The organism is Nocardia sp. NPDC055053 (assembly GCF_053608285.1).
This window is the reverse complement of record NZ_JBSGVD010000034.1, coordinates 1-23,358: the sequence shown is the minus strand read 5'-3', so window position 1 is coordinate 23,358 and position 23,358 is coordinate 1. Positions and strand designations below refer to the sequence as shown.

At 69.3% G+C, this 23,358-nt stretch carries 21 protein-coding genes and 1 tRNA gene; 11 read left to right on the top strand and 11 right to left on the bottom strand.

Features of this window, described 5'->3' with window-relative positions:
* The first annotated feature begins 40 nt into the window (after positions 1–40).
* Positions 41–1,456 carry an MATE family efflux transporter gene (locus tag ACWF82_RS27435; RefSeq protein ID WP_452505724.1) on the top strand — a complete coding sequence of 472 codons (1,416 nt, stop codon included), beginning with the start codon at positions 41–43 and terminating at the stop codon, positions 1,454–1,456.
* A 157-nt stretch (positions 1,457–1,613) separates the two neighbouring features.
* On the opposite strand, the gene ACWF82_RS27430 is transcribed toward ACWF82_RS27435, so the two are convergent.
* The 4 genes from ACWF82_RS27430 to mfd all read right to left on the bottom strand — a co-directional run bounded on the left by ACWF82_RS27430 (position 1,614) and on the right by mfd (position 7,162).
* Positions 1,614–2,189, bottom strand: coding sequence for a TerD family protein (locus tag ACWF82_RS27430; protein WP_452505722.1), 576 nt, complete (start codon positions 2,187–2,189; stop codon positions 1,614–1,616).
* 1 nt (position 2,190) lies between these two features.
* Positions 2,191–2,670: a hypothetical protein gene (locus tag ACWF82_RS27425; RefSeq protein ID WP_452505720.1), complete on the bottom strand. Its 480-nt coding sequence runs from the start codon at positions 2,668–2,670 to the stop codon at positions 2,191–2,193.
* A gap of 158 nt (positions 2,671–2,828) precedes the next feature.
* On the bottom strand, positions 2,829–3,551 hold the full coding sequence (locus ACWF82_RS27420) for a MazG family protein (RefSeq protein ID WP_452505718.1): 723 nt from the start codon (positions 3,549–3,551) through the stop codon (positions 2,829–2,831).
* Positions 3,551–7,162, bottom strand: coding sequence for a transcription-repair coupling factor (gene mfd / locus ACWF82_RS27415; protein ID WP_452505716.1), 3,612 nt, complete (start codon positions 7,160–7,162; stop codon positions 3,551–3,553). Before mfd ends, ACWF82_RS27420 begins: the two co-directional genes overlap by 1 nt.
* A 117-nt stretch (positions 7,163–7,279) precedes the next feature.
* On the opposite strand from mfd, the gene ACWF82_RS27410 reads away from it, so the two are divergent.
* Positions 7,280–7,903: a TIGR03085 family metal-binding protein gene (locus ACWF82_RS27410; RefSeq protein ID WP_452505715.1), complete on the top strand. Its 624-nt coding sequence runs from the start codon at positions 7,280–7,282 to the stop codon at positions 7,901–7,903.
* Here the strand turns inward: ACWF82_RS27410 and ACWF82_RS27405 are convergent.
* Both ACWF82_RS27405 and ACWF82_RS27400 read right to left on the bottom strand, forming a co-directional pair.
* Complete coding sequence (locus ACWF82_RS27405; protein WP_189026025.1) at positions 7,900–8,547, bottom strand: TetR/AcrR family transcriptional regulator; 648 nt, start codon at positions 8,545–8,547, stop codon at positions 7,900–7,902. The genes ACWF82_RS27410 and ACWF82_RS27405 overlap by 4 nt on opposite strands.
* 170 nt (positions 8,548–8,717) lie before the next feature.
* Positions 8,718–9,344, bottom strand: a complete 627-nt coding sequence (locus ACWF82_RS27400; RefSeq protein ID WP_379304811.1) for a TetR/AcrR family transcriptional regulator — start codon at positions 9,342–9,344, stop codon at positions 8,718–8,720.
* A gap of 316 nt (positions 9,345–9,660) precedes the next feature.
* On the opposite strand from ACWF82_RS27400, the gene ACWF82_RS27395 reads away from it, so the two are divergent.
* The 6 genes from ACWF82_RS27395 to ACWF82_RS27370 all read left to right on the top strand — a co-directional run bounded on the left by ACWF82_RS27395 (position 9,661) and on the right by ACWF82_RS27370 (position 14,168).
* Positions 9,661–9,731 (top strand) — tRNA-Gln (locus ACWF82_RS27395).
* Between the two features lie 92 nt (positions 9,732–9,823).
* The gene (gene glmU, locus ACWF82_RS27390) at positions 9,824–11,314 is read left to right on the top strand and encodes a bifunctional UDP-N-acetylglucosamine diphosphorylase/glucosamine-1-phosphate N-acetyltransferase GlmU (RefSeq protein WP_452505712.1); all 1,491 of its coding nucleotides are present in this window, start codon (positions 9,824–9,826) and stop codon (positions 11,312–11,314) included.
* A complete protein-coding gene (locus tag ACWF82_RS27385) occupies positions 11,311–12,291 on the top strand; it encodes a ribose-phosphate diphosphokinase (RefSeq protein WP_379028460.1) in 981 nt (326 codons plus the stop codon). Before glmU ends, ACWF82_RS27385 begins: the two co-directional genes overlap by 4 nt.
* A 208-nt stretch (positions 12,292–12,499) precedes the next feature.
* The gene (locus ACWF82_RS27380) at positions 12,500–13,072 is read left to right on the top strand and encodes a hypothetical protein (protein WP_452505710.1); all 573 of its coding nucleotides are present in this window, start codon (positions 12,500–12,502) and stop codon (positions 13,070–13,072) included.
* Between the two features lie 23 nt (positions 13,073–13,095).
* The gene (locus ACWF82_RS27375) at positions 13,096–13,740 is read left to right on the top strand and encodes a DUF2461 domain-containing protein (RefSeq protein ID WP_452505709.1); all 645 of its coding nucleotides are present in this window, start codon (positions 13,096–13,098) and stop codon (positions 13,738–13,740) included.
* Between the two features lie 53 nt (positions 13,741–13,793).
* A complete protein-coding gene (locus ACWF82_RS27370) occupies positions 13,794–14,168 on the top strand; it encodes a hypothetical protein (protein WP_452505707.1) in 375 nt (124 codons plus the stop codon).
* A 3-nt stretch (positions 14,169–14,171) separates the two neighbouring features.
* On the opposite strand, the gene egtD is transcribed toward ACWF82_RS27370, so the two are convergent.
* From egtD to egtA, 4 genes are all read right to left on the bottom strand, one after another.
* Positions 14,172–15,143: an L-histidine N(alpha)-methyltransferase gene (gene egtD, locus ACWF82_RS27365; RefSeq protein ID WP_452505705.1), complete on the bottom strand. Its 972-nt coding sequence runs from the start codon at positions 15,141–15,143 to the stop codon at positions 14,172–14,174.
* Positions 15,140–16,129 (bottom strand): class II glutamine amidotransferase, encoded by a 990-nt coding sequence (locus ACWF82_RS27360; RefSeq protein WP_452505703.1) that lies wholly within the window; start codon positions 16,127–16,129, stop codon positions 15,140–15,142. The genes egtD and ACWF82_RS27360 overlap by 4 nt, the downstream gene beginning before the upstream one ends.
* A 55-nt stretch (positions 16,130–16,184) precedes the next feature.
* On the bottom strand, positions 16,185–17,477 hold the full coding sequence (gene egtB / locus ACWF82_RS27355; protein ID WP_452505823.1) for an ergothioneine biosynthesis protein EgtB: 1,293 nt from the start codon (positions 17,475–17,477) through the stop codon (positions 16,185–16,187).
* Positions 17,478–17,576: 99 nt separating this feature from the next.
* Entirely contained in the window at positions 17,577–18,854 is a 1,278-nt protein-coding gene (egtA, locus tag ACWF82_RS27350) for an ergothioneine biosynthesis glutamate--cysteine ligase EgtA (RefSeq protein WP_452505701.1), read from the bottom strand.
* Between the two features lie 134 nt (positions 18,855–18,988).
* Here egtA and ACWF82_RS27345 point away from each other — a divergent pair, with 134 nt between their 5' ends.
* Entirely contained in the window at positions 18,989–20,167 is a 1,179-nt protein-coding gene (locus ACWF82_RS27345) for an aminotransferase class V-fold PLP-dependent enzyme (RefSeq protein WP_452505699.1), read from the top strand.
* Here ACWF82_RS27345 and ACWF82_RS27340 read toward each other — a convergent pair.
* Positions 20,164–20,718 carry a TetR/AcrR family transcriptional regulator gene (locus tag ACWF82_RS27340; RefSeq protein WP_452505697.1) on the bottom strand — a complete coding sequence of 185 codons (555 nt, stop codon included), beginning with the start codon at positions 20,716–20,718 and terminating at the stop codon, positions 20,164–20,166. The genes ACWF82_RS27345 and ACWF82_RS27340 overlap by 4 nt on opposite strands.
* Positions 20,719–20,815: 97 nt before the next feature.
* Here ACWF82_RS27340 and ACWF82_RS27335 point away from each other — a divergent pair, with 97 nt between their 5' ends.
* Both ACWF82_RS27335 and ACWF82_RS27330 read left to right on the top strand, forming a co-directional pair.
* Positions 20,816–21,478: a lysophospholipid acyltransferase family protein gene (locus ACWF82_RS27335; protein ID WP_452505695.1), complete on the top strand. Its 663-nt coding sequence runs from the start codon at positions 20,816–20,818 to the stop codon at positions 21,476–21,478.
* Between the two features lie 109 nt (positions 21,479–21,587).
* Positions 21,588–23,231, top strand: a complete 1,644-nt coding sequence (locus ACWF82_RS27330) for a fatty acyl-AMP ligase (RefSeq protein WP_452505693.1) — start codon at positions 21,588–21,590, stop codon at positions 23,229–23,231.
* Positions 23,232–23,358: the final 127 nt, after the last annotated feature.

Here is a 23,358-nt window from a genome sequence, read left to right as displayed (position 1 = left end):
CGGCCCGGAGCCCGCGGGTCAGCGCTCAGGGGCGCCACCTGTGGAACCGTTCCGGAGCGAGCGGGTGATCGGCACCCGGGCAGACAGCGGCGCACTGGCCAGGCTGGCGACGCCGATCGCGTTGACGCAGCTGGCGCAGATCGCGGTCTCGACCACCAACCTCGCGCTGATGGGCACGCTCGGGGTGGCCGAGGTCGCCGCCGGTGGCCTGGCGCTGGTGCTGTTCAACCAGATCCGCACCATGTGCGTCGGGTTGATCACCGGCACCGGCAACCAGATCGCCGGGGCGCTCGGCGCGGCGGGTAAGCGCGGCGACTCGGCCGACGACGAGATCCGCGGCGTCGTGCGCGCTGCCTTCGTCATCGCCACCATCGCGGGCCTGCTCGGTGGGGCCGTGCTGATCGGGCTCGGCTGGGCGCTGTCGTGGCTGGGTCAGGACGAGGGTGTGCTCGCCCTCGCCAGGCCGATGATGATCGCGCTGGCGCCCGGCCTGCTGCCGTGCCTGTGGTTCCAGGTGCTGCGCCAGTACACCGTCGGCATGCAGCGACCGCAGGCACTGCTGCTGGTGACGCTCGGTTCGGTCGCGCTGAACCTGGTGCTCGCGCTGACCTTCATCCACGGCTGGGCCGGGATTCCGGCCAGCGGCCTGACCGGCGTCGGCATCGCGACCTCGCTGGTCTTCCTGATCACCTGTGCGGTGTTCTGGGCGATGGTGCGCCACGACGAGCGACTCGGCCCGACACTGCCGTCGACGCCGTGGCCGGTGCGCTGGGCGACCGTGCGCGAGGAACTGCGCCTCGGCACCCCGATCGCGCTGACCTACGGGTCGGAAGCGGGCATGTTCTCGGTGCTGGCGCTGGTGATGGGCAGCTTCGGACCGGCCGCGCTTGCCGCGCACAATGTCGTCTACCAGATCATCTACATCGTGTTCCAGGTGGCGATCGGGCTCTCGCACGGTGCGTCGATCCTGGTCAGCCATGCCGTGGCGCGCGACGAGTTCAGCCATGCCAGGGCGCTGGCCTGGCTGGCGCTGCGGCATGCCGGCGTACTCGCCGCGGTCACCGGCGCCGTGTACGTGGTCGCCCCGGATCTGGTGCTCGCGCCGTTCCTCGACGCCTCCGACACCGACACCATCGCCGTCGCGCACACCCTGCTGCTCATCGGCATCGTGCTGCAGTTCTTCGATGCCGCGCAGAACATCGGCACCGGCCTGCTGCGCGGGCTCAAGGAGACCTCGGCGGGCTTCCGGCTGTCGCTGGTCGGCTACTGGGGCGTCGGCCTCCCCGCGGCCCTGCTGTTCGCGTTCCCGCTCGGCCTAGGCGCCGCGGGCGTGTGGTGGGGCCTCACGGCGGGCCTGGCCACCACCGCGGTGCTCATGCTGCGCAAATACTTCGCCCTGCTGGATCAGGCGAGTACAACACCGGCAGTGCGCGTACCTGCCACCCAATCGCACTAGTACCCCGCACACCCCGACCTCGAGGAGGGGCCGCCGCGCAGCGGCGGTTCGCGGCCGTCCCGGCGGTCAGGTGCCGTTGCGTACGCGACGAAGGAGCAAGCAACGGTGCCTGACCGGCGGGACAGGGGGGCCGCGAACACGCGGGCCCCGGCCCGCATCAAATATTGACGCCGTAGTCGCGGGCGATGCCCGCCAGGCCGGAGGCGTAGCCCTGGCCGATCGCGCGGAACTTCCACTCGTTGTTGTGGCGGTACAGCTCGCCGAAGACCATGGCGGTCTCGGTGGAGGCGTCCTCGGACAGGTCGTAGCGGGCCAGTTCGACGCCGGTGTTGGCGTCGGTGACGCGGATGTAGGCGTTACGGATCTGGCCGAAGGACTGGCCTCGGGCCTGGGCGTCGTGGATCGAGACCGGGAAGAAGATGTTGGTGATCGCCGGTGGGGTGGCGGCCAGGTCGACGTTGATCACCTCGTCGTCACCGTCGCCCGCACCGGTCAGGTTGTCACCGGTGTGCTCGATGGTGCCTTCCGGCGAGCGCAGGTTGTTGTAGAAGACGAAGTGCTGGTCGGAGAGCACCTTCAGGTTGGCGCCGGTCGCCAGCGCGCTGGCGTCGAGGTCGTGATCGGCGCCGGTGGTCGTCCGCACGTCCCAGCCCAGACCCACCGCCACCTTGGTGAGGTTGTCGGTCTGCTTCGACAGCGAGACATTGCCGCCCTTGGCGAGCGTGACAGTCATCTCAGTTTCCTTTCTCTGCCCAGGTCCGCAGGGTTTCGACCCGGCCCTCCAGTGCGCGCAGTTCGGACTCGTCGAGCACGGTGCGCTGGATGCCGCGGTCCACCGCGAAGGCCGACTGCCGATGGTCGTCGATGACGTCCACGTCGAGCTGCACGGCGGTGTAGTCGTCCGCCGACGGCATCTGCTCGGCGATCACCGTCGCCCGTCCGCGCGCGCACAGCGCGACATTGCCACCGCCGAGGATGAGCAGGGCCACCTCGGGCTGAGCCCGCAACCGGGCCAGCGAGCCGCGATCGGACTTGAGGCTGATGAGAATCCGCCGGTCATCCGCGCGCACCGGCCACGACACGGGAATCGCGTGCGGCGCGGGATCGGTCGTGACCAGCACCGCGATCGTCTCCTGCGGCCACACCGGCAACACGTCGAGCTCGGGATGATCGGTCGTGTAATCCTGCTCGGCCGGATCGACTTCTGTTGCCATCTACCTCACCTCGACGATCGTCGGACACCACATGGCCCGCCGCGAACGGCGAGCGCACCCCCGAGTCTAAATCGGTGTGCCACTTGCTCGCTGACTCGCGGCGGATTGTCCGGCAGATCTCAGCAACGTCTCAGCCGTCACCTGCGCGAACAATCGGATTAGCTGACCGGTAACTCCTTCGGCCAGTAGGCGCGCCATTCCCGCGCGGCCAACGGGAGACGTTCGCCACGTGCGGATTCCGCGGCGTCCTCGGCGGCCCGGATGGCGGTGGCGAAGTCGAGGGTGGCCTTACGCAGGCGTTCCTCGGCCGAATCGGGGCCGCCCAGCTCGACTACGCGCAGCGCTTCCGGGACGAGGTCATCGGGCAGACCGGCTCTGGCACTGCGCGAGCGCACCTTTTCTGCCAGCGCCAGCGCGGGCTGGGCCATCGCGATGCCGTCGAGGCAGGAACGGCGCGCCTTCTCCGCGGATTTGCGCTCCTCCCACGCCTTTTCCTGGGCGGCGATCTTGTCGGCCACCGAGGTGCCGGCGGGCAGGTCGGCCGCGATCAGGTGCGGGCTGCGGTTGACCAGCTTGCCGACCAATGTCGCGGCGACCTCGTCGACGGTGAATTCGCCTGCGGCTTCGGCGATCCGGGAATGGAACAGCACCTGCAGCAGCAGGTCGCCGAGTTCTTCCTTGATGGTCTCGTAGTCGCCCGCCTGGATGGCGTCGAGCAGCTCGTAGGTCTCCTCGAGCAGGTAGGGCCGCAGCGAGTCGTGGGTCTGGGTGGTCTCCCAGCCGCCGAAATGCCACAGCCGGTCCATCACCTCGACCGCGCCCGCGAGACCGGCCGCGACCACGGCGGTGTCGGCCGCCTCCTGGGTAGCCTCGCCGCCCATCAGACCGGCGTCGCTTCCGTCGGCACCGAAAGATCCACCATGCCTTGCGGTTTGCCGTCCAGTGCGAGCAGCAGGTCGGCGACGAACTGCAGCACGGTGACATCGCGCACCCGGTCGGCGCCGACGCTGTCGGTGATCCGGGGCAGCGGCAACTGCACAAGACCGCTGGCGGCGCGGTAGGTCGCGCTCGGGTAGAGCCGCTTGAGCCGGAGCTGTTTGGAATCGGGCAGAGTCAGCGGCGCGATCTTGAGTGTCGTTCCGGTGACCACGATCTCGGACACGTCGTAGGCGCGGGCGAGCAGGCGCAGCTTGGCCACCGACACCAGCCTGCCGACCTCGACCGGCAGCGGGCCGTACCGGTCGACGAGCTCCTCCACGACCGCGGCCAGCGCCGGATCGTCCTGCGCGGCGGCGAGTTTGCGGTAGGCCTCGAGCCGCAGCCGGTCGCTGGCGATGTAGTCGGGCGGGATGTGCGCGTCCACCGGCAGGTCGATGCGCACCTCCTTGGTCTCCTCGGTGACGATCGGCTTGCCGTCGGCGGCCGCGCGATACGCCTCGACGGCCTCGCCGACCAGGCGCACATACAGGTCGAAACCGACGCCTGCCACATGGCCGGACTGCTCGGCGCCGAGCACATTGCCCGCGCCGCGGATCTCGAGGTCCTTCATCGCCACGGCCATACCGGCGCCGAGGTCGGAATTCTGGGCGATGGTGGCCAGGCGGTCGTAGGCGGTCTCGGTGAGGGGCTTCTCCGGCGGGTACAGGAAATAGGCGTAGCCGCGCTCGCGGGACCGGCCGACGCGGCCACGCAGCTGGTGCAGCTGCGACAGGCCGAGGGAGTCGGCGCGTTCCACGAGCAGGGTGTTGGCGTTGGAGATGTCGAGGCCGGTCTCGATGATCGTGGTGCAGACCAGCACGTCGTATTCGCGCTGCCAGAAACCCTGCACGGTGCGCTCGAGCTGGTCCTCGTTCATCTGCCCGTGCGCGACGACGACGCGCGCCTCGGGCACCAGGTCGCGAATCTTCTTGGCCGCCTTGTCGATCGAGGACACCCGGTTGTGCACGTAGAACACCTGGCCGTCGCGCATCAGCTCACGGCGGATGGCGGCGGTGACCTGCTTGTCGTTGTAGGCGCCGACATAGGTGAGGACGGGGTGCCGCTCCTCGGGCGGGGTGAGGATGGTCGACATCTCGCGGATGCCCGCCAGGCTCATCTCCAGGGTGCGCGGGATCGGGGTGGCCGACATGGTGAGCACGTCGACGTGGGTGCGCAGGGCCTTGATGTGTTCCTTGTGTTCGACGCCGAAGCGCTGCTCCTCGTCGACGATGACCAGGCCGAGGTCCTTCCAGCGCACGCCGGTCTGCAGCAGCCGGTGCGTGCCGACCACGATGTCCACCGCGCCGTCGGCCATCCCGGCCATGATCTCCTTGGACTCGGCCGCGTCGGTGAACCGCGACAGGCCCTTCACCGTCACCGGGAATCCGGCGACCCGCTCGGTGAACGTCTGCAGGTGCTGCTGGGCCAGCAGGGTGGTCGGCACCAGTACGACGACCTGTTTGCCGTCCTGGACCGCCTTGAACGCGGCGCGCACGGCGATCTCGGTCTTGCCGTAGCCGACGTCGCCGCACACCACGCGGTCCATCGGGACCGCCTTCTCCATGTCGGCCTTGACGTCGGTGATGGCGGTCATCTGGTCGACGGTCTCGGTGAACGCGAACGCGTCCTCCATCTCCTGCTGCCAGGGTGTGTCCGGGGCGAAGGCGTGACCGGGCGCCGCCTGACGGGCCGCGTAGAGCTGCACCAGCTCGCCGGCGATCTCGCGAACGGCCTTGCGCGCCTTGCGTTTCGTGTTCGCCCAGTCGGAACCGCCGAGCTTGGACAGGCTCGGCAGCTCGCCGCCGACGTAGCGGGAGAGCTGATCGAGCGATTCCATCGGCACGAACAGCCGGTCGCCGGGCTGGCCACGCTTGCCCGGTGCGTACTCGATGACGAGGTACTCGCGGCGGGCGCCGCCGATGGTGCGCTCGATCATCTCCACGAAGCGGCCGATGCCGTGCTGGTCGTGTACGACCATGTCGCCCGCGGTGAGCGCCAGCGGGTCGACCTGGTTGCGGCGCTTGGCGGGCAGCCGCTTGCCCTCGGTGGGGGCGGTGACCCGGTTGCCGGTCAGATCGGATTCGGCGACGACCACCAGGCTCACGTCGTCGAAGATCAGGCCGTCGTGCAGCGAACCGCACAGCACCCCGACCACGCCCGGTTCCGGCACCGCGCCCGCCGCCAGCGCCGCGGCGGGCACCTCGGCGTCGGCGAGCCGTTCCAGAATGCGTTGCGCCGTACCGTGTCCGGTCACCACGACGACCGCGCGGCCGCCGGTGGCCACGTGCGCGCGCAGCGACGCGAACATGGTGGCGACCAGTTCCTCGGACCCGCGCGCGGTGGGACCGGGCAGCACGGGCAGGTTCACCTCGACCGGGTCGCCGGAGCTGAGCGGGCTCAGCGTCCACCACGGCAGGCCGAGCTCGTCGGCACTGGTGTGCAGTTCGGGCAGGCCGCGGTAGCCGGAGGCGGCCAGGTCGAGGCCGTGCGCGCCCAGCGGCGCGTCGCTGCCGAAAGACGCCGCGGTCCATGATGCTTCGAGGAATTCCTCGCCGGTGCGCACGAGATCGGCGGCGCGGGTGCGGATCTTCTCCGGATCGCACAGCAGCAGGTGGGTGCCCGCGGGCAGGGCCTCGGTGAGCAGGCTCAGCTTGCCGGGCGCGAGGACAGGAAGCAGGGCTTCCATGCCGTCGACCGGGATGCCCTCGGCGATCTTGTCCAGCATCTCGACCAGGGCGGCATCGGCGGCGTTGTCGGCGGCGACGGCGGCGGCGCGTTCGCGTACCGGCTCGGTGAGCAGCAGTTCGCGACAGGGCGGCGCGACGATGGTGTCGAGAGTGTGCTCGCTCAGCGAGCGCTGATCGGCCACCGAGAACGGGCGGAGCTCGGTGACCTCGTCGCCCCAGAACTCCACGCGCACAGGGTGATCCGCGGTCGGCGGGAACAGGTCGAGGATGCCGCCGCGCACCGCGAACTCGCCGCGCTTGCCGACCATGTCGACCCGGGTGTAGGCGAATTCCACCAGGCGGGCGAGCAGGGCGCCGAAGTCGTAGTCGGCGCCGACGCGTAGCACGATCGGTTCGATATCGCCGAGGCCCGCCGTCATCGGCTGCATCAGCGAGCGCACCGTGGTCACCACGACGCGCAGCGGTTCCGGGTAGACCGGGTCGTCGGGATGGGCCAGCCTGCGCAGCACCTCGAGCCTGCGGCCCACCGTGTCGGGGCCGGGCGAGAGCCGTTCGTGCGGCAGCGTCTCCCAGGACGGGAACATCGCCACCGACGGGCCGAGCATCTCGGCCAGCTCGACGGTCAGATCGTCGGCCTCGCGGCCGGTCGCGGTGACCACGACCAGCGGCTGTTGCGCCGCGATCGTCCCGGCGACGAACGGGCGCACCGCCGAGGGCGCGACCAGTTCCACCCCGGACTTGCCGACCAGGTCGGCAACCGTCCGCAGCGCGGCGTCACCCCCAGCCGCCTCGGCCAGACCGGCGAGCGGAGGACGAAGGGAGGACATGAACGCTCCTGATACGCAGACGGGATGTTCCGGGTCGAGTCTAATCACCGGCCCCGACACGTTCGGCGCACGCCTCCCGCCCCGCCCCGGTGGCGGCGACCGCGTACCGTCGAGGTCGTGAGTCTGGCTCAGCGGGAACGCCACGCCCTGGTGGCGACAATGATCGAAGCGGGGCCGTCGGCCCCGACCCTGTGCGGCACCTGGACGGTGCACGACCTTGCCGCCCATCTGGTGGTCAGGGAACGCAGGCCGGATGCCTCGCTCGGCATCCTGGTGAAGCCGCTGGCCGGATACCTCGAGGCGGCCCAGGACAAGATCGCGCAGCGGCCCTTCGCCGAACTCGCCGAACTGGTCCGCACCGGACCGCCCTGGTGGTCACCGCTGCGGCCGGTCGACGCATTCGCAAACCTCACCGAGATGTTCGTGCATCACGAGGACGTCCGCCGAGCCGAACCCGGCTGGACGCCACGGGAATTGGCGGCGAGCGACGAGTCGCGGCTGTGGTCGGCGCTGCGCACGGTCGCCCGTGCCGCCTATCGCAAGGCACCGGTGGCGGTGGCGCTGGCGACGCCGACCGGCGACCGGATCACCGCGCACAAGGCGCCCGGCGCCGAGGTCGTGCTCACCGGCAAGCCGTCGGAGCTGTTGCTGCACGCGTTCGGCCGCAACGAGGTCAGGATCGAGACCACCGGCGACGAGGCCGACGTGCGCGCGGTGCTCGCCACCGACCGCAGCGTCTAGAGCACGTAGCGGCGCAGGCGGCGGGCGGCGAACTCGCGGAAGTACGACAGCTTCTCCGGCGGCACGATCGAGGGCAGCAGGAAGTACCAGGCACGTTCCATCCTGGCCGCCATCTCGTCCATCGACTCGGTGCCGACGGCCACGATGTGCACGCCCGCCGTCAGCTCGTGCAGCAGCAGGCCGACCACGTCGGCGTCCAGGTCGGCGTTCAGATCGCCCTGGGCGATGGCGCGCTCGGCCAGCACCCGGTACGTCTCACTCCAGACCTTGGCGATGTTGTCGCCCTGGGCGCCGCGATAGTCGCCGATCTGATGGTTGAGCTTGAGCATCGCCCCGACCATCGGATCGTTCATCGACAGGTCGGCCACCACATAGGTGATCCCGATGCACGCCTCCAGCGCGGGTACCCGGGAATCGAAGAATCCCTGGCACGAGCCGACCAGGCGCTCGTTGCCCTGATCGACCACCGCCCTGGCCAGCTCCTCCTTGGAGCCGAAGTGAAAGTACAAGGCGCCCTTGGTCACATTGGACTGCGCGATGATTTCGCTGAGGCTCGCGTTGGCGTAGCCCAAGCGGAGAAAGACATCGGCAGCGCCAGCAAGGACGGAGTCGCGGGTGATCTCCGCGCGCGCTTGCCTAGCCATCAGATCCGCCTGTCATCCAATAATCCAGCCATCCTGAAGTAGACCGACATCCCGAAGTTTGATCGACATACCGCCCGGCAGCACCCAAAAGGATGGGTGAACCGTACCACCAGGCGGCTACAGGGCAGCCGAATCCTGGATTCACTGTGGCAGTAGGCGCTATCGTCCGGTTACCCCGCCGATCCGCCTGCCTGCCCGGTATTCCATTCGGAGCTGAGCCCCGGTTCGGCTTCCAAGTGGCTCAATCCGTTCCAGCACAGATTGACCAGATGCGCCGCGACCACTTCTTTCGGCGGTTCACGCTCGTCGAGCCACCACGTCGCGGCGGTGGACACCATGCCGACGAGTGCCTGCGCGTAGAGCGGGGCGAGGCTGGTGTCGAGATCACGGCGCGCGAAATCGCTCGCCAGCAGGTGGGCGACCTGGTTGACGGCTTCGTTGAGCAGGCTGGAATAGCGGCCGTCGGCATTGGCGGCAGGCTGATCGCGCACCAGGATCCGGAAGCCGTCGGTGCGCTCCTCGATGTAGGTGAGCAGCGCCAGCGCCACCTGCTCGAGCCGGACCCGCGAGCGATTCTGGGTGAGCGAGGAGGTGATCATGTCCAGCAGCATCGACATCTCGCGGTCGACGACCACCGCGTAGAGCCCCTCCTTGCCGCCGAAATGCTCGTAGACCACCGGCTTGGACACCTGTGCACGCTGCGCGATCTCCTCGATCGATGTCGCGTCATACCCCCGCTCGGCGAACAACGCGCGACCGATCTCGATCAGCTGCTGCCGCCGCTGCGTACCGGTCATCCTCGGCCTCGACATACGGGCCGACTCGCTGGAAGACAACGTCCTCCCCCGCCTCTCCGCGACTCTTGCCGGTCTTCAGGTGGTACTCCACTACCGCGTCGGGCCGGCAGACGTGTGCGGGTGGAGTGCTGGGCGTCCCCGACGAGTTACCCATGTGCTCACGAGATCAGTACGTACGTTCCAGAAGGTTAGCAACGGCTCGCCACGGCGAGCACGACAGGCACGGACAAGATTCGCCCGGGAGGCGGGAACTGTGCGAGGATCATGGCCGTGCCGTAGCACAGTGGTGGGCTCTCACGGCCCACTGGTGTGGCGATCCGCCGTAGTGTAATGGCAGCACCTCTGATTTTGGTTCAGATAGTTCAGGTTCGAGTCCTGGCGGCGGAGCACACACGGACACAGTGACGTATCGTCGGCCCGCACCATCACCGACCGAACCCGCCACAGCACACTCGCTGACAGGCAGCCGAGGGAGATCCATGCCACCGCAGACCGCCGTCGTCGTTCTCGCAGCGGGTGCTGGGACGCGAATGCGGTCGAAGACTCCGAAAGTGCTGCATCCATTGGCAGGCCGGTCGATGCTCTCGCACGCGCTGCACGCCGCCGCCGAGATCGATCCGACGCACCTGATCACCGTGGTCGGCCACGACCGCGACAAGGTCGGCGCCGCCGTCGCCGAGGTCGGCAAGGAACTCGGCCGCGAGATCGTCAGCGCGGTGCAGGAGGAGCAGCTCGGTACCGGCCACGCGGTGCAGTGCGCACTGAGCTCGGTGCCCCCGGACTTCGACGGCGATCTGCTCGTCACCTCGGCCGACGTGCCACTGCTCGACGGGCACACGCTCGCCGCGCTGCTCGACGAGCACCGCAGCTACGCCGAACGGCCCGCCGTCACCGTGCTGACCTTCGTCCCCGACGACCCCAACGGCTACGGCCGGATCGTGCGCGACGCCGACGGCCAGGTCGCCGAGATCGTCGAGCACGCCGACGCGACGCCAGCCCAGGCCAAGATCAAAGAGGTCAACTCCGGCGTCTACGCCTTCGACGCCTCCGTGCTGCGCACCATGATCGGACGGCTGTCCACCGCCAACGCCCAGCACGAGCTCTACCTGACCGACGTGCTGCGGCTGGCGCGCGAGGCCGGGCATCCCGTGCACGGCGCGCGACTCGTCGACTCCAACAAGGTGACCGGGGTCAACGACCGGGTGCAGCTGTCCGAGGCGGGCGCAACCCTCAACCGGTACATCCTCGAACGGCACATGCGCGCCGGCGTCACGATCATCGATCCGGCGACGACCTGGATCGACGCGACCGTGCGGATCGGGCGCGACGCCGTGCTCCGTCCCGGCACCCAGCTGTTCGGCGAGACCCACATCGGCGAGGACGCCGAGGTCGGGCCGGACACCACGCTCACCGACGTCGTCGTCGGGGCCGGCGCGAGCGTCATCCGTACACACGGCGAGCGCGCCGAGATCGGTGACGGCGCGACCATCGGCCCGTTCAGTTACCTGCGGCCCGGCACTGTCGTCGGCGACGCGGGCAAGCTCGGCGCCTTCGTCGAAACCAAGAACGCCACGATCGGAGCGCACTCGAAGGTGCCGCACCTGACCTACGTCGGCGACGCGACGATCGGCGAGCACAGCAACATCGGCGCTTCCAGCGTCTTTGTGAACTATGACGGCGTCAACAAGCATCACACTGTGGTCGGTTCCCACGTGCGGACCGGTAGCGACACCATGTTCATCGCCCCGGTCACCGTGGGTGACGGAGCCTATACCGGAGCGGGTACTGTGCTGCGTAGAAGCGTTCCACCGGGGGCACTGGCCGTGTCGGGTGGGCCACAGCGCATCATTGAGAACTGGGTGCAGCGTTACCGTCCAGGAACCGCTGCGGCGCGCGCGGCGGCGGATGCCATCGCGGCAAACGAGACGTCTGATCAGACAATCGAGCAAAAGGATGGCAACCAGCAGTGACCGCGTTCTCGATCGACAACCAGAAGAACTTGATGCTCTTCGCCGGCCGGTCACATCCTGAGCTGGCCGAGCAGGTCGCCAAGGAACTGGACGTCGACATCACGCCGCAGACCGCGCGCGATTTCGCCAACGGCGAGATCTTCGTTCGGTTCGAGGAGTCGGTGCGCGGTTCCGATGCCTTCGTGCTGCAGAGCTTCCCCGCTCCGCTGAACCAGTGGCTGATGGAACAGCTGATCATGATCGACGCGCTCAAGCGTGGTTCGGCCAAGCGGATCACCGCGGTGCTGCCGTTCTACCCGTACGCGCGCCAGGACAAGAAGCACCGCGGCCGCGAGCCGATCTCGGCCCGCCTCGTCGCCGACCTGCTCAAGACCGCGGGCGCCGACCGCATCATCACCGTCGACCTGCACACCGACCAGATCCAGGGCTTCTTCGACGGCCCCGTCGATCACATGCACGCGCTGGTGCAGCTCTCGGAGTACATCCGCACCAACTACCAGTCGGACAACCTGGCCGTCGTCTCCCCCGACGCCGGTCGCGTGAAGGTCGCCGAGAAGTGGGCCGACTCGCTCGGCGGCACGCCGCTGGCGTTCATCCACAAGACCCGCGACCCGCTGGTGCCCAACCAGGTGAAGTCCAACCGCGTCGTCGGTGACGTCGAGGGCCGCACCTGCGTGCTGATCGACGACATGATCGACACCGGTGGCACCATCGCGGGCGCGGTGAAGGTCCTCAAGGAGGCCGGCGCCGGCGATGTCATCATCGCCGCCACGCACGGCGTGCTGAGCGACCCGGCCGCCGAGCGCCTGGCCAACTGTGGTGCCAGGGAAGTCGTCATCACCAACACCCTGCCGATCAGCGAGGAGAAGAAGTTCCCCACGCTGACCGTGCTGTCCATCGCGCCGCTGCTGGCGCGCACCATCCGCGAGGTCTTCGAGAACGGCTCGGTCACCGGCCTGTTCAACGGCAACGCATAGGCTGTTCCGCCTCTCCGCGACTTTGGCCAGACTGGGGTGCGGGGTGGGTTGGGGACGCGGCAAGCCTTTGGGAGTGGTTGGGCTAGCCCGTACCCGGTGAGTTACCCATGTTCTCTCGAGATCAGTCGGTGCGCTTTGTCTTCGACGTGGCGCGCCGGCTGGTCTCGAGGCATGGTGGTCCTGTAAGTCGGGACGTGGCAGGGGGGACATGAGTACCGAACCGGAACGCCGGGTAGAGCTCGGTAAGGATCGGGTGCAGGACGCGCCCGAGTCATCCGCGCCGCCGCCCGCGCCGACCGAGCGGATGTGGGTGAACGACGCGCCGCCCGCCGAACTTCCACCGCCCGCGCCCGCGCAGCCCGAGCTGCCGTGGGCCGGGATCGAGCGTCCGGCGCCGCCGGTCGAGCTGCCGCCGTATCCGCCGCCACCGCCAGCGCCGCTCTATCCGCAGGCGTATCCCGTTCCGGGTCGGGTCGGTTATGGTGCGCCGCGGTATCCGCTGCCCTATCAGCCCGTGCCGATGCAGCGCTACGGGTATGCCGACAGCACACCCATCTGGTCGATCATCAGCTTCTGCTGTGTCGCGGCGTCGGTGGTCGGCGGGGCGATGCTGTGTGGGCTGCCGATCCTGGTGACCGCGCCGACCGGGATCGTGCTCGGGATCGTCGGGCACGCCAAGGGCGAGCAGATGGGTAAATGGGCGGCGATCGCCAACGGCGTCGTCGCGGCGCTGGCCGCGCTGGCCGTCGTGCTGTTCGTGGTGGCGCTCGGCAGTCTCTGACCGGCGCGGGCGATACTGCATCGATGGACGCTTTCACCGGGTTCCCGCTGGCGGCCCTCGACTTCTACGAGGACCTCGAGGCCGACAATTCCAAAGCATTCTGGACCGCGCACAAGCAAACCTACGACGAGGCGGTGCGCGCGCCGATGACCGCGCTCGCCGCCGAACTCGAACCGGAGTTCGGGCAGGCCAAGATCTTCCGGCCCTACCGCGACGTCCGCTTCTCCGCCGACAAGACGCCGTACAAGAACCATCAGGGCGCGGTGGCGGGCACGGCGCCCGGTGTCGGCTGGTACGTGCAGATCAACGCGGCGGGGCTGTTCGTCGCCGGCGGCTGCTACCAGATGTCGCCCGCGGCGCTGGCGACGCTGCGGGCCACCATCGACGACGACGTCCGCGGCGCCGAACTCGAGGCCATCCTCGCGGCGGCGACCGCGGCGGGTTACACCATCGGCGGTGACCGCCTCAAGACCAAGCCGAAGGGCTACGCCATCGACCATCCCCGCATCGAACTGCTGCGGCACAAATCGCTCATCGCGAACCGCGAGTTCGGCGCGCCCGACTGGCTGACGACCCCGGCGGCGGCCACCGAGATCCGGCGGGCGTGGACCGACCTGCGGCCGCTGGTCGAGTGGTTCACCGGCGTCTTCGAGGGCGTCGAGCACTGACCGCCGGGCGTGGCTACGGTGACGGACGCCGACCGGAGGCCGATACTGGGCCTATGAGCCGTGAACCGCTGGACATGGACATGGGCGACGACGATCAGGCCGACGACATCGTCGAATACGAGCGGTACGTCGAGGACCCGCCGGAGGACTACGTGATCCGCAATCACGAAGCCGACGCCGACGGCTTCCTCGGCATCAACGAGGAAGTCGGCGAGGAGTGGACCGAGAACGGCGCCGCCCGCGAGGCGGTCCAAGAGGACGAACGCCCCGCCGAGGTCTCCGCCGTCCGGATAGTCAGCGACGACGGCGTCGACGGTGACCTCTACGACGACGACGCGATCGACGGCGAAGAGGGCGTCGAACGCGACCTCGAGGGCGACGAGAACCTCACCGCCGGCGAGTACCTCGCCGACGAGCTCGACCTGTAGCCCTCAGCGTCGTTCGGCCAGGACCAGGGCGAACCGGTCGTCCTGGTCGGTCCAGGTGTGTGCCGTGGTGAAGCCCGCGGCGTCCAGCTCCGCGCGCAGGCCGTCAGGGCGGAACTTGGCCGAGATCTCGGTGCGCATCTGCTCGCCCGCCGCGAAGTCGACGGTCAGGTCCAGGTCGGCGACGCGCGCGGTCATCGCCTCGGTGGCGCGCAGACGCATCTCGATCCACTCGTTCTCGGCGTCCCACAGGGCGATGTGCTCGAACTTGTCCGGGTCGAAGTCGGCGCCGAGGCGGTGGTTGAGCACGTGCAGGACATTGCGGTTGAATTCGGCGGTGACACCGGCGGCGTCGTCGTAGGCGGGGACGAGGACGGCCGGGTCGATCACCAGGCCCGCGCCGAGCAACAGCAGCTCGCCGGGTTCGAGCACCTCGTTGATACCGGCCAGGAACTCGGCTCGCTCGGCGGGCACCAGGTTGCCGATGGTGCCGCCGAGGAAGGCGATCATCCGGCGGCCGCCGCGCGGCAGATTGTGCAGGGTGTCGGTGAAGTCGCTGACGACGCCGTGCACGGCCAGATTCGGGTACTCGGTCGCGATCTCGGTGGCCGCGCCACGCAGCGCCGAGGCCGAAACATCCTGCGGTACATAGGTTTTCAGCGAGCCTTCGGCCGTGAGCGCGTCGAGCAGCAGGCGGGTCTTGGCGGCCGAGCCGGACCCGAGTTCCACCAGCACCTCGGGGCGGGCTGCCGCGGCGATCTCGCGGACGACCCGCTGCAGCAGGGCCCGCTCGGTGCGGGTCGGGTAGTACTCGGGCAGTTCGGTGATCTGCTCGAACAGCTCGCTGCCGCGGGCATCGTAGAACCATTTGGGCGGCAGGGATTTCGGCGTGGCGGTCAAGCCGGTGCGGGCGTCGGTGCGCAAGGCCGCGGTGAGATCGTCGTCGGTGAGGTGGATGTCCAGCAGCGGCGCGGTCATGAACGGACCCTTTCGGTGACGGGAAGCTCGAGAGCGGTGATGGTGCAGTGGCCAGGGCCCGCGATCACCAGTTGGCGATCGGCGACCGGCTGCCACCGTGGATCGGCGTCGTACGGTTCGGAGCACAGCACGGTGTAGTCGTCGGCGACGAGGACCGACAGCGAGTGCCAGCAGGTGGTGGCCCACAGCTGTGTCCCGTTGCCGAGCAACAGGTTCAGGCGGGCGTTCGGCTGGTGCCGCAGTACCGCGGCGGTGAGCAGTCGCAGCGCAGCCGCGGCGTCGGTGATCGGGCCGCCGGGGTCGATTGCCCCGAGCAGGCCACGAAGCAGCACCCAGAGTGCCGCGGAATCGGTGAGCGACTCGGCATGCAGCAGCGCAGCGGGCGAACCGAACAGGGGTGCGGTCTCGGGGCGGATCCGCATCGCATCGACGGACGGCGCTGCACCGGCTTGCTGCCCGCCAGAAGACGACCCGGCAGGCGAACCCGACGGCACCGCACCATTTCTCTGTGCGTGAGACGCACCGGCGGGCGCACTGAATCCTGATGTGGAGGAGAACATCTCGTCCAGGTCGGCGAGTACGAGCGCCAGTGTTGTCCGCCAGTCGGGGACGACACCGTTGTGGCTGAAGGCCCAGTGCTCATCGACGAACGGCGCGCAGGCCGCGCGCTCCACCGGCATACCGACAGTGGCCGACCGGACGGAGGCGAGCACTGCGCGCGATTCCAGCTGACCGAGGACCTCGCCCACGGCCGGGTCGGTCCAGATGGGCGCGGCGTTGCGGTAGCGGGTGACCGCGTCGCGCGCGCCTTCGACGCCCACATCGGCCCGGCGCCACCAGGCGACGCCGAAACCGTCGGCATTGATCGTGCCGCCTGCCCGCATGTCGGTGGGCGCCCAGGATTGCTGGTAGAGCGAGTGGGAGCCGCGCACGACCAACTCACCGACCGGCACCGGCGGACCGAGGTATCCGAGGTGTCTGCACATCAGCGATCACCCGCCCGTCGTGCGGTCCGGCAACGACCGACGTTGTTCCCGGACATCAGCGTTCGTCCTCGCGCAGGTCGCGAGCCAGCCGGAACCCGGCGAAGATCTGGCGGCGGATCGGGTGGTCCCAGTTGCGGAAGGTACCGCGGCAGGCGACCTCGTCGGTGCCGAACGAACCGCCGCGCAGGATGCGGTAGTCGCCGCCGAAGAAGACCTCCGAGTATTCGCGGTACGGGAAGGCGCGGAACCCCGGGTACGCCTCGAAACCCGAAGCGCACCATTCCCAGACGTCGCCGATCAGCTGGTGCACGCCGGTCGCCGACACACCGGCCGGGTACGCGCCGACATCGGCGGGCTCGAGATGCCGCTGACCGAGATTGGCCAGGCGCTCGTCCGGCGTGTCCTCGCCCCACGGATAGCGCCGCGACGCGCCGGTGGCCGGATCGAATCGGGCCGCCTTCTCCCACTCGGCCTCGGTCGGCAATCGCTTGCCCGCCCAGCGCGCGTAGGCCTCCGCCTCGAACCAGCACACGTGCACCACCGGCTGCCGCGGCCGCAGCGGTGCGCTGACTCCGAAGGCCCGGCGCGTCCACCGCGTGCCGTCGCGCTCCCAGAACTGTGGTGCGACGAGCCCGGCTTCCTGGCGGTGCGCCCAGCCCCGATCCGACCACAGTTCGGGCCGCTCGTAGCCGCCGTCGGCGATGAAGGCCAGGTACTGCTCGTTGGTCACCGGCGCGACATCGATGGCGAAGCCGGGCACCTGCACCGGGTGGGCGGGGCGTTCGTTGTCCAGGGCCCACGGGTCGGCGGAGGTGCCCATCAGGAATTCGCCTGCGGGAACGACGACTTCGCCGCCGATCAGCGCCTGCGCGGTGGGCGCGGGCGGCGCGGACAGTACCGGCGCGCCGAGGCGCAGCTGGTGGGTGGCGAGCATGGTCTCGTCGTGCTGCTGCTCGTGCTGAGCGATCATGCCGAACGCGAAGCCGTTGTCCACCAGCGGATCACCCGACAGTGCGCTGGAACCCAGGACGTCCCACACCTTTTCGCGCACGGTGCCGACATAGCCGCGCGCCTGATCGGGATTCAGCAGCGGCAGCGCGGGGCGGTGCGCGCGGGCGTGCTTGAACGCGTCGTAGAGCTCGTCGATATCGGCCCGGACGGCCTCGCGGCCGCCGACATCGCGGACCAGCCAGAGTTCCTCCTGATTGCCGATGTGCGCGAGGTCCCAGACCAGCGGGCTCATCAGGGGCGAATGCTGGGCGACGAGGTCGGCCTCGTCGACGCTGTCGGTGAGGGTGGCGGTGCGGCGGCGGGCACGCTGCAGGACCTCGGCGATCCGGTCACGCATGCGGTCGCGGCTGCTGTGGTCGGCGGGGGCGGAAAGGGTCACGGGATCAGCTCCGAACGAAGAGGGCGACAACGACATCGGGGTCGGCGAGCGAGATCGTCACGATCCGTCGCGGGCCGGCTTCGCCAGGGTGAGCGGGCTGCGGCCGGACCGGCACCGGCGGGCGGCGAGTGCCGATTCCTGTGCGGCAGTGATCGATCGGGCGTGCTGCTCGGCCAGTTCGAGCAGATCCACTGCCGCTCGGCGTAATTGAGGGTCCTGCAGACCGGTGCGCGCGGCGCCGAGCCACTCCCCTGCCGTCGGGGCGGCGATGGCTGTCGCCTCCTCGACCACCGCCGGTGTCGACAACAGCGCGTCGACGACGTGGATCGGGGTGGTCCAGGTGTCGCCGGGCTGGGTGTCGAGGTAGCGGACCTCGAGGTGGCCCGAGGCCCTGACCGGTGGGAACAGGGTGGTCAGGTGATAGTCGAGGTCGGCGGTGCCCGGTCTGCGGCCCACCTCGTCGTCCAGTGCGCCCGCCAGCCAGTCGGCGAAGGTGGCGCCCGGCGGTGGCGACCAGTCGGCATCGCGCTCGGTGCAGCGCACACACAGCAGTGGCACGTCCAGCGCCCAGTGCGCGTAGGCGGCGATGGGATCACCCCAGTCGGCGACCGGTGGGCGGGTGCGGGAGGGGTCGAGCCGCAGCCAGGTGCGCATCCGCTGCGAGGCCCACTCGCCCTGCGGTGCGCCGTGCAGTACGGGCGAGCAGGCGAAGGCGGCGATCAGGGCCGGTCCGAGCGCGTAGAGCGCCGTCCAGCGCGCTCTGACCTCGTCGGCGTCGGCGCCCGCGTCGACGCTGACCTGGGTGGCGGCGGTATTGCACATCATGAGGCTGCCGAACGGGCCGACACCGGCGAACCGGCGTTCCATGGCGGCGTAGCGAGGGAGGCGAAGCAGTCTTTCGGCAGGTCGATCGGCATCGGCGGCGGCGGGGACGATGCCGATGCCCTGCGTGGCGAGCAGGTCCCGCAAACGGGCCGCATCAGCGCGCAGATTGTGCGTCAGCGCCTCGGCATCGGCGAAAGGGGCGCTGGAAAGTTCTATCTGACCACCGGGTTCGAGGGTGACCATGCTCCCGCCGGGCAGGGGTGCCGCGGCCGAAGCCGGGGCGATCGAGGTGGGCGCGTATGGCCCGAGGGCCGCTGCCATCAGCTCGAGCGAGGGGCGCGCACCGGTGGGCCCGGCGGTGAGCCACTCCAGTTCGGCGCCGATCAGCGCGGGTGGCCCGAGCTTGAAGCAGACACCGCCGACATAGGCCTCCGCCGCCGCCCTGGACGATAGTTCGCCCTGGTCAGTGGCGGAATCGGGCCACGAAGAACGTTCCAGAGTGACCGCCATGCCAACCTCCGCGTGCTGTGTACTACCGGGGGAATTCGCGTGTTCATGCAACCGACTCATTCCAGAGTAGCGACGGGCACCGACAGGAAAAGTGACGAATTGGGGAACGCCCCGTCGACGGTAGGGTCGTCGCCATGATGGATCTCGCCGCGATCAGAGCCGCCACGCCCGGACTCGCCACCGGACAGGTGTTCCTCGACAGCGCCGGATCCTCGCTGCCGCCGCGGGTCGTCACCGACACCGTCATCGGCCACCTGCGCCGGGAAGCGGAGATCGGCGGCTATCGCGCGGCTAACGAGCGTCTCGACGATCTCGCCGCGGTGAAGACCTCGATCGCGGCCCTGATCGGCGCGACCGCGGACACCATCGCGCTCAGCGACAGTGCGACAAGGTCATGGGCCGATTTCGCCTACTCACTGCCCCTGCGCCCCGGCGATCGCATCCTGATCTCGGGGGCCGACTACGCCAGCAACGCGATCGCCGCGCTCCAGCGCGCCAAGCAGACCGGGGCGGTGGTCGAGCACATCCCCAGCGACGACACCGGCCGCCTCGACACCGACGCGCTCGCGGCCATGCTCGACGAACGGGTACGGCTGGTCTCGCTCCAGCACGCGCCGACCAACGGCGGCCTGGTGAATCCCGTCGCCGAGGCCACCCGGATCGCCCACGAGGCGGGCGCGCTGGTCCTGCTCGACGCCTGCCAATCGATCGGCCAGCTGCCGATCGATGTCGCCGAACTCGGCGTCGACGCGCTCTCGGCCACCGGACGCAAGTGGCTGCGCGGCCCCCGCGGCACCGGATTCCTCTACGTCCGCGAGGAATTGGCGCGGACGATGGAACCGGCCAGGCTCGACCTGCACAGCGCCGAATGGGTGGGCGAGAGCGAATATCGCCTCGCCCCCGACGCGTCCCGTTTCGAATTCTGGGAATGCGACGTCGCCGCCCGCCTCGGCCTCGGCGCCGCCGTCGACTACCTGCTCGCCCTCGGCCCCGACGAGGTCTACGCCACCGTCGCCGAGCGCGCGGACTACCTCCGCAAAACCCTGCCCGAGCTGTCCGGAGTGACCGTCCGCGACCTCGGCACCGACCACAGCGGCATCGTCTCGTTCACCGCCGACAACCACAACCCCGTACACCTACGCGACCGGCTCGCCGACCACGCCGTCACCGTCACCGTCAGCCACGCCAGCTCCACCCTCCTCGACATGACCGCCCGCACCCTCCCCGCCGTCGTCCGCGCCTCCCCCCACTACTTCGTGAGCACCGAAGACCTCGACCGCTTCGTAGCGGCGCTCGCAGACATCATCCGCTAGCCGGAGAGATGCTCGCCGACGATCTCGTCGGCGAGCAGGCGCGGGTCCTGGCCCGGGGCAACGACTTCGAGGGTCCGGTTGGCGGCGATGGTGGCCATGCCGTGCACATTGGTCCACAGCATCAGGGCCTTGCGCGGCGCGTCGGCGGCCGGGTCGGCGGCGGCGATGAGCGCGATGATGCCCCCGAACAGCGGTTTCGTTGTCGCCCTGAGGTTCTCGCCGGAGCCTGCCAGCAGGTCGTGGCGGAACATCAGCGTGAACATCTCCGGCCGGGTGACGGCGAAGTCGACGTAGCCGATCGCCATCCGGCGCAAGCGTTCTCGCGGGTCGTCGATCGTGCCGAGCGCGGCGAACCGGTCGATCAACTCCGTGAAGCCGCGTGCGGCGATCGCCGCGAGCAATGCCGCGTGCGTCGGGAAATAGCGCCGCGGCGCGCCGTGCGAGACACCGGCGGCGCGCGCGATGGCCCGCAGCCCGAGTTCACCGACACCGTCGCGTTCGAGCAGGTCGACACCGGTGTCGATCAGGCGCTCGCGCAACGATTCGGGCATACGGGCAATTCTGCACATCCGGTGGTTCGCGCTCACCTTCGCATCCGTAGACAGTGTCTACTAAGGTGCGGTAGACACTGTCTACTCGGAGGTCGCCATGTGGTACCTGCTGTGCAAATACGTCGTCATCGGCCCGCTGCTGCGCCTGCTCGGACGCCCGCGGGTGGAAGGCATCGAACACGTGCCGCGCACCGGACCGGTGATCATCGCGGCCAACCACCTGGCCTTCATCGACTCGCTCTACCTGGCGCTGGTGATCCCGCGCCCGCTCACCTTCCTCGCGAAACAGGAGTACTTCACCGGCACCGGGTTGCGCGGGCGATGCACACGCTGGTTCTTCACCGCCGCCGGGCAGGTGCCGGTCGACCGGACCGGTGGTGACGCCGCCGCCGACGCGCTCGCGGCGGCCACCAGGATCCTCGCGGCGGGTGGCGCCTGGGCAATTCACCCGGAGGGCACACGGTCGATCGACGGCAGGGTCTATCGTGGTCGCACCGGGGCGCTACGCGTTGCCATGGCTACAGGGGCGCCGGTGGTGCCCGTGGTGCTGGACGGAACCGACCGCATGAACCCTCGCGGTCGGAAACTGTTGCGTTTCACCAAGGTGCGCATCAGTATCCAGCCGGCGCGGCGTTATCCGGCAGCGGTTCATCGCGCCCAGGTCAGAGTGGCAACTGATCAGCTGATGCGGGAAATGTCAGCACTATCGGGTAGACCATATGTGGACCGCTACGCTGCCACCTTCGCCGCCGAGAGCTGATCGGCGAGGGTGCTCGGGTGTCAGTCGGGGTTAACACCCGTTGGGCGGGCGGGGATTTTCTGTTGGGAGCACGGCCGTAACCGATCGTTGGCGTAAAGGGAGTCCGACGTTGAGCAGGTTCACCGACGAAATGTTTGCCACAGCGCTGACCAGCCCACGGGGGCTGGTCACCGGGGAACCGGAGGCGCCGCTGCGGCAGACCTGGGGGGAAATTCATCGCCAGGCACGGCGTATGGCGGGTGGTCTCGCGGCCGCCGGGATCGAGCACGGTGACGCCGTCGGCGTGCTCGCCGGGCTTCCCGTCGACATCGCGCCGGTCTGTCAGGCCATCTGGATGCGCGGCGCCTCCATCACAATGTTGCATCAGCCCACTCCACGCACCGATCTCGCGGTCTGGGTGCGCGATACCGAAACCGTCCTCGGCATGATCGAGGCCAAGGCCGTCGTGCTCGGCGCGCCGTTCGCCGCCGCCGAACCCGTGCTGCTCGAACGCGGGATCACCGTGGTCAAGATCGAGGAACTGCACACCGGCCCCGATACCGATCCGGTGCCGACCACCGAATCCGATATCGCCCTGCAGCAGTTGACCTCCGGGTCGACCGGGTCGCCCAAGGCCGTGCGAATCACCCACGGCAACTTCAACGTCAACGCGCACGCGATGTTCAATCGCGTGAAGTTCCAGCTCGTCGACGACGTCATGATCAGCTGGCTACCGCTGTTCCACGACATGGGCATGGTCGGATTCCTCAGCGTGCCCATGCAATTCGGTGCCGAGGTGGTCTGCGTGACCCCGCTGGACTTCCTGGCGAGGCCGCTGCTGTGGGCGGAACTGATCGACAAGTACCGCGGAACCGTCACCGCGGCACCGAACTTCGCCTACTCGCTGCTGGCCCGGCGGCTGCGGCAGGCCGAGCCGGGGTCGATGGACCTGTCCAGCGTGCGCTACATGTGGAACGGCGCCGAGCCGGTCGACCCGGACACGATGATCGCGCTCGCCGAGGCGGGCAAGAATTTCGGGCTCAACCCGATGGCGCTGACCCCCGTGTACGGCATGGCAGAGACGACGCTGGCCGTGTCGGTGCCCGACTGCGGCCACGGCATGGTGCTCGACATCATCGACGCGGATCTGCTCGAGGCCGTCGGCAAGGCGGTGCCGGTCGCCGAGACCGGCCACCACGGCACCCCGCGCAGGCTGCCCACGCTCGGCCACCTCGTCGACGATCTGGAGGGCCGGGTCGTCGACACCGAACGGCAGCCGCTGCCGGTCCGCACGGTGGGCATCATCGAATTGCGCGGTCCCGCGGTGACTTCGGGCTACGTGACCGTCGACGGGTTCCGGCCCGCCCAGGACGACGAGGGCTGGCTCGACACCGGCGACATCGGCTACTTCACCGACGCGGGCCTGATCGTGGTGTGCGGGCGGATGAAGGACGTCATCATCATGGGCGGCCGCAACATCTACCCGACCGATATCGAGCGGGCCGCGCTGCGCGTGACCGGCGTGCGTCCCGGCAATGCGGTGGCGGTGCGCCTGGACGCGGGCGAGAAGCGCGAAAGTTTCGCGGTGGTGGTGGAATCCAACGACTACCAGGAACCCGACGAGGTGAAGCGGATGGAGCGCGAGATCGTCCACGAGGTGTTCGCCGAGGTCGGCGCCCGCCCGCGCACGGTCGCGGTCCTCGGCCCCGGCGCCCTGCCGAAGACGTCGTCGGGCAAGCTCCGCCGCGCCGCCACCGCGGTACACCTGAGGTAGAACCGAACCGTCGCTGCCCGGCCCCGCCTCGCACTCCCCGACCTCGAGGAGGGGACGGCCACGAAGTGGCCGGTTCGCGGCCGTCCCGCCGGTCAGGCGCCGTTGCGCAGGCGACGAAGGAGCAAGC

Bases quoted from the DNA above. Each gene is read 5' to 3' on its own strand.
- ACWF82_RS27430 (WP_452505722.1), bottom strand. From the start codon at position 2,189: ATGACTGTCACGCTCGCCAAGGGCGGCAATGTCTCGCTGTCGAAGCAG.
- ACWF82_RS27425 (WP_452505720.1), bottom strand. From the start codon at position 2,670: ATGGCAACAGAAGTCGATCCGGCCGAGCAGGATTACACGACCGATCAT.
- ACWF82_RS27420 (WP_452505718.1), bottom strand. From the start codon at position 3,551: ATGGGCGGCGAGGCTACCCAGGAGGCGGCCGACACCGCCGTGGTCGCG.
- mfd (WP_452505716.1), bottom strand. From the start codon at position 7,162: ATGTCCTCCCTTCGTCCTCCGCTCGCCGGTCTGGCCGAGGCGGCTGGG.
- ACWF82_RS27405 (WP_189026025.1), bottom strand. From the start codon at position 8,547: ATGGCTAGGCAAGCGCGCGCGGAGATCACCCGCGACTCCGTCCTTGCT.
- ACWF82_RS27400 (WP_379304811.1), bottom strand. From the start codon at position 9,344: ATGACCGGTACGCAGCGGCGGCAGCAGCTGATCGAGATCGGTCGCGCG.
- glmU (WP_452505712.1), top strand. From the start codon at position 9,824: ATGCCACCGCAGACCGCCGTCGTCGTTCTCGCAGCGGGTGCTGGGACG.
- ACWF82_RS27380 (WP_452505710.1), top strand. From the start codon at position 12,500: ATGAGTACCGAACCGGAACGCCGGGTAGAGCTCGGTAAGGATCGGGTG.
- ACWF82_RS27375 (WP_452505709.1), top strand. From the start codon at position 13,096: ATGGACGCTTTCACCGGGTTCCCGCTGGCGGCCCTCGACTTCTACGAG.
- ACWF82_RS27370 (WP_452505707.1), top strand. From the start codon at position 13,794: ATGAGCCGTGAACCGCTGGACATGGACATGGGCGACGACGATCAGGCC.
- egtD (WP_452505705.1), bottom strand. From the start codon at position 15,143: ATGACCGCGCCGCTGCTGGACATCCACCTCACCGACGACGATCTCACC.
- ACWF82_RS27360 (WP_452505703.1), bottom strand. From the start codon at position 16,129: ATGTGCAGACACCTCGGATACCTCGGTCCGCCGGTGCCGGTCGGTGAG.
- egtB (WP_452505823.1), bottom strand. From the start codon at position 17,477: ATGCGTGACCGGATCGCCGAGGTCCTGCAGCGTGCCCGCCGCCGCACC.
- egtA (WP_452505701.1), bottom strand. From the start codon at position 18,854: ATGGCGGTCACTCTGGAACGTTCTTCGTGGCCCGATTCCGCCACTGAC.
- ACWF82_RS27345 (WP_452505699.1), top strand. From the start codon at position 18,989: ATGATGGATCTCGCCGCGATCAGAGCCGCCACGCCCGGACTCGCCACC.
- ACWF82_RS27340 (WP_452505697.1), bottom strand. From the start codon at position 20,718: ATGCCCGAATCGTTGCGCGAGCGCCTGATCGACACCGGTGTCGACCTG.
- ACWF82_RS27335 (WP_452505695.1), top strand. From the start codon at position 20,816: ATGTGGTACCTGCTGTGCAAATACGTCGTCATCGGCCCGCTGCTGCGC.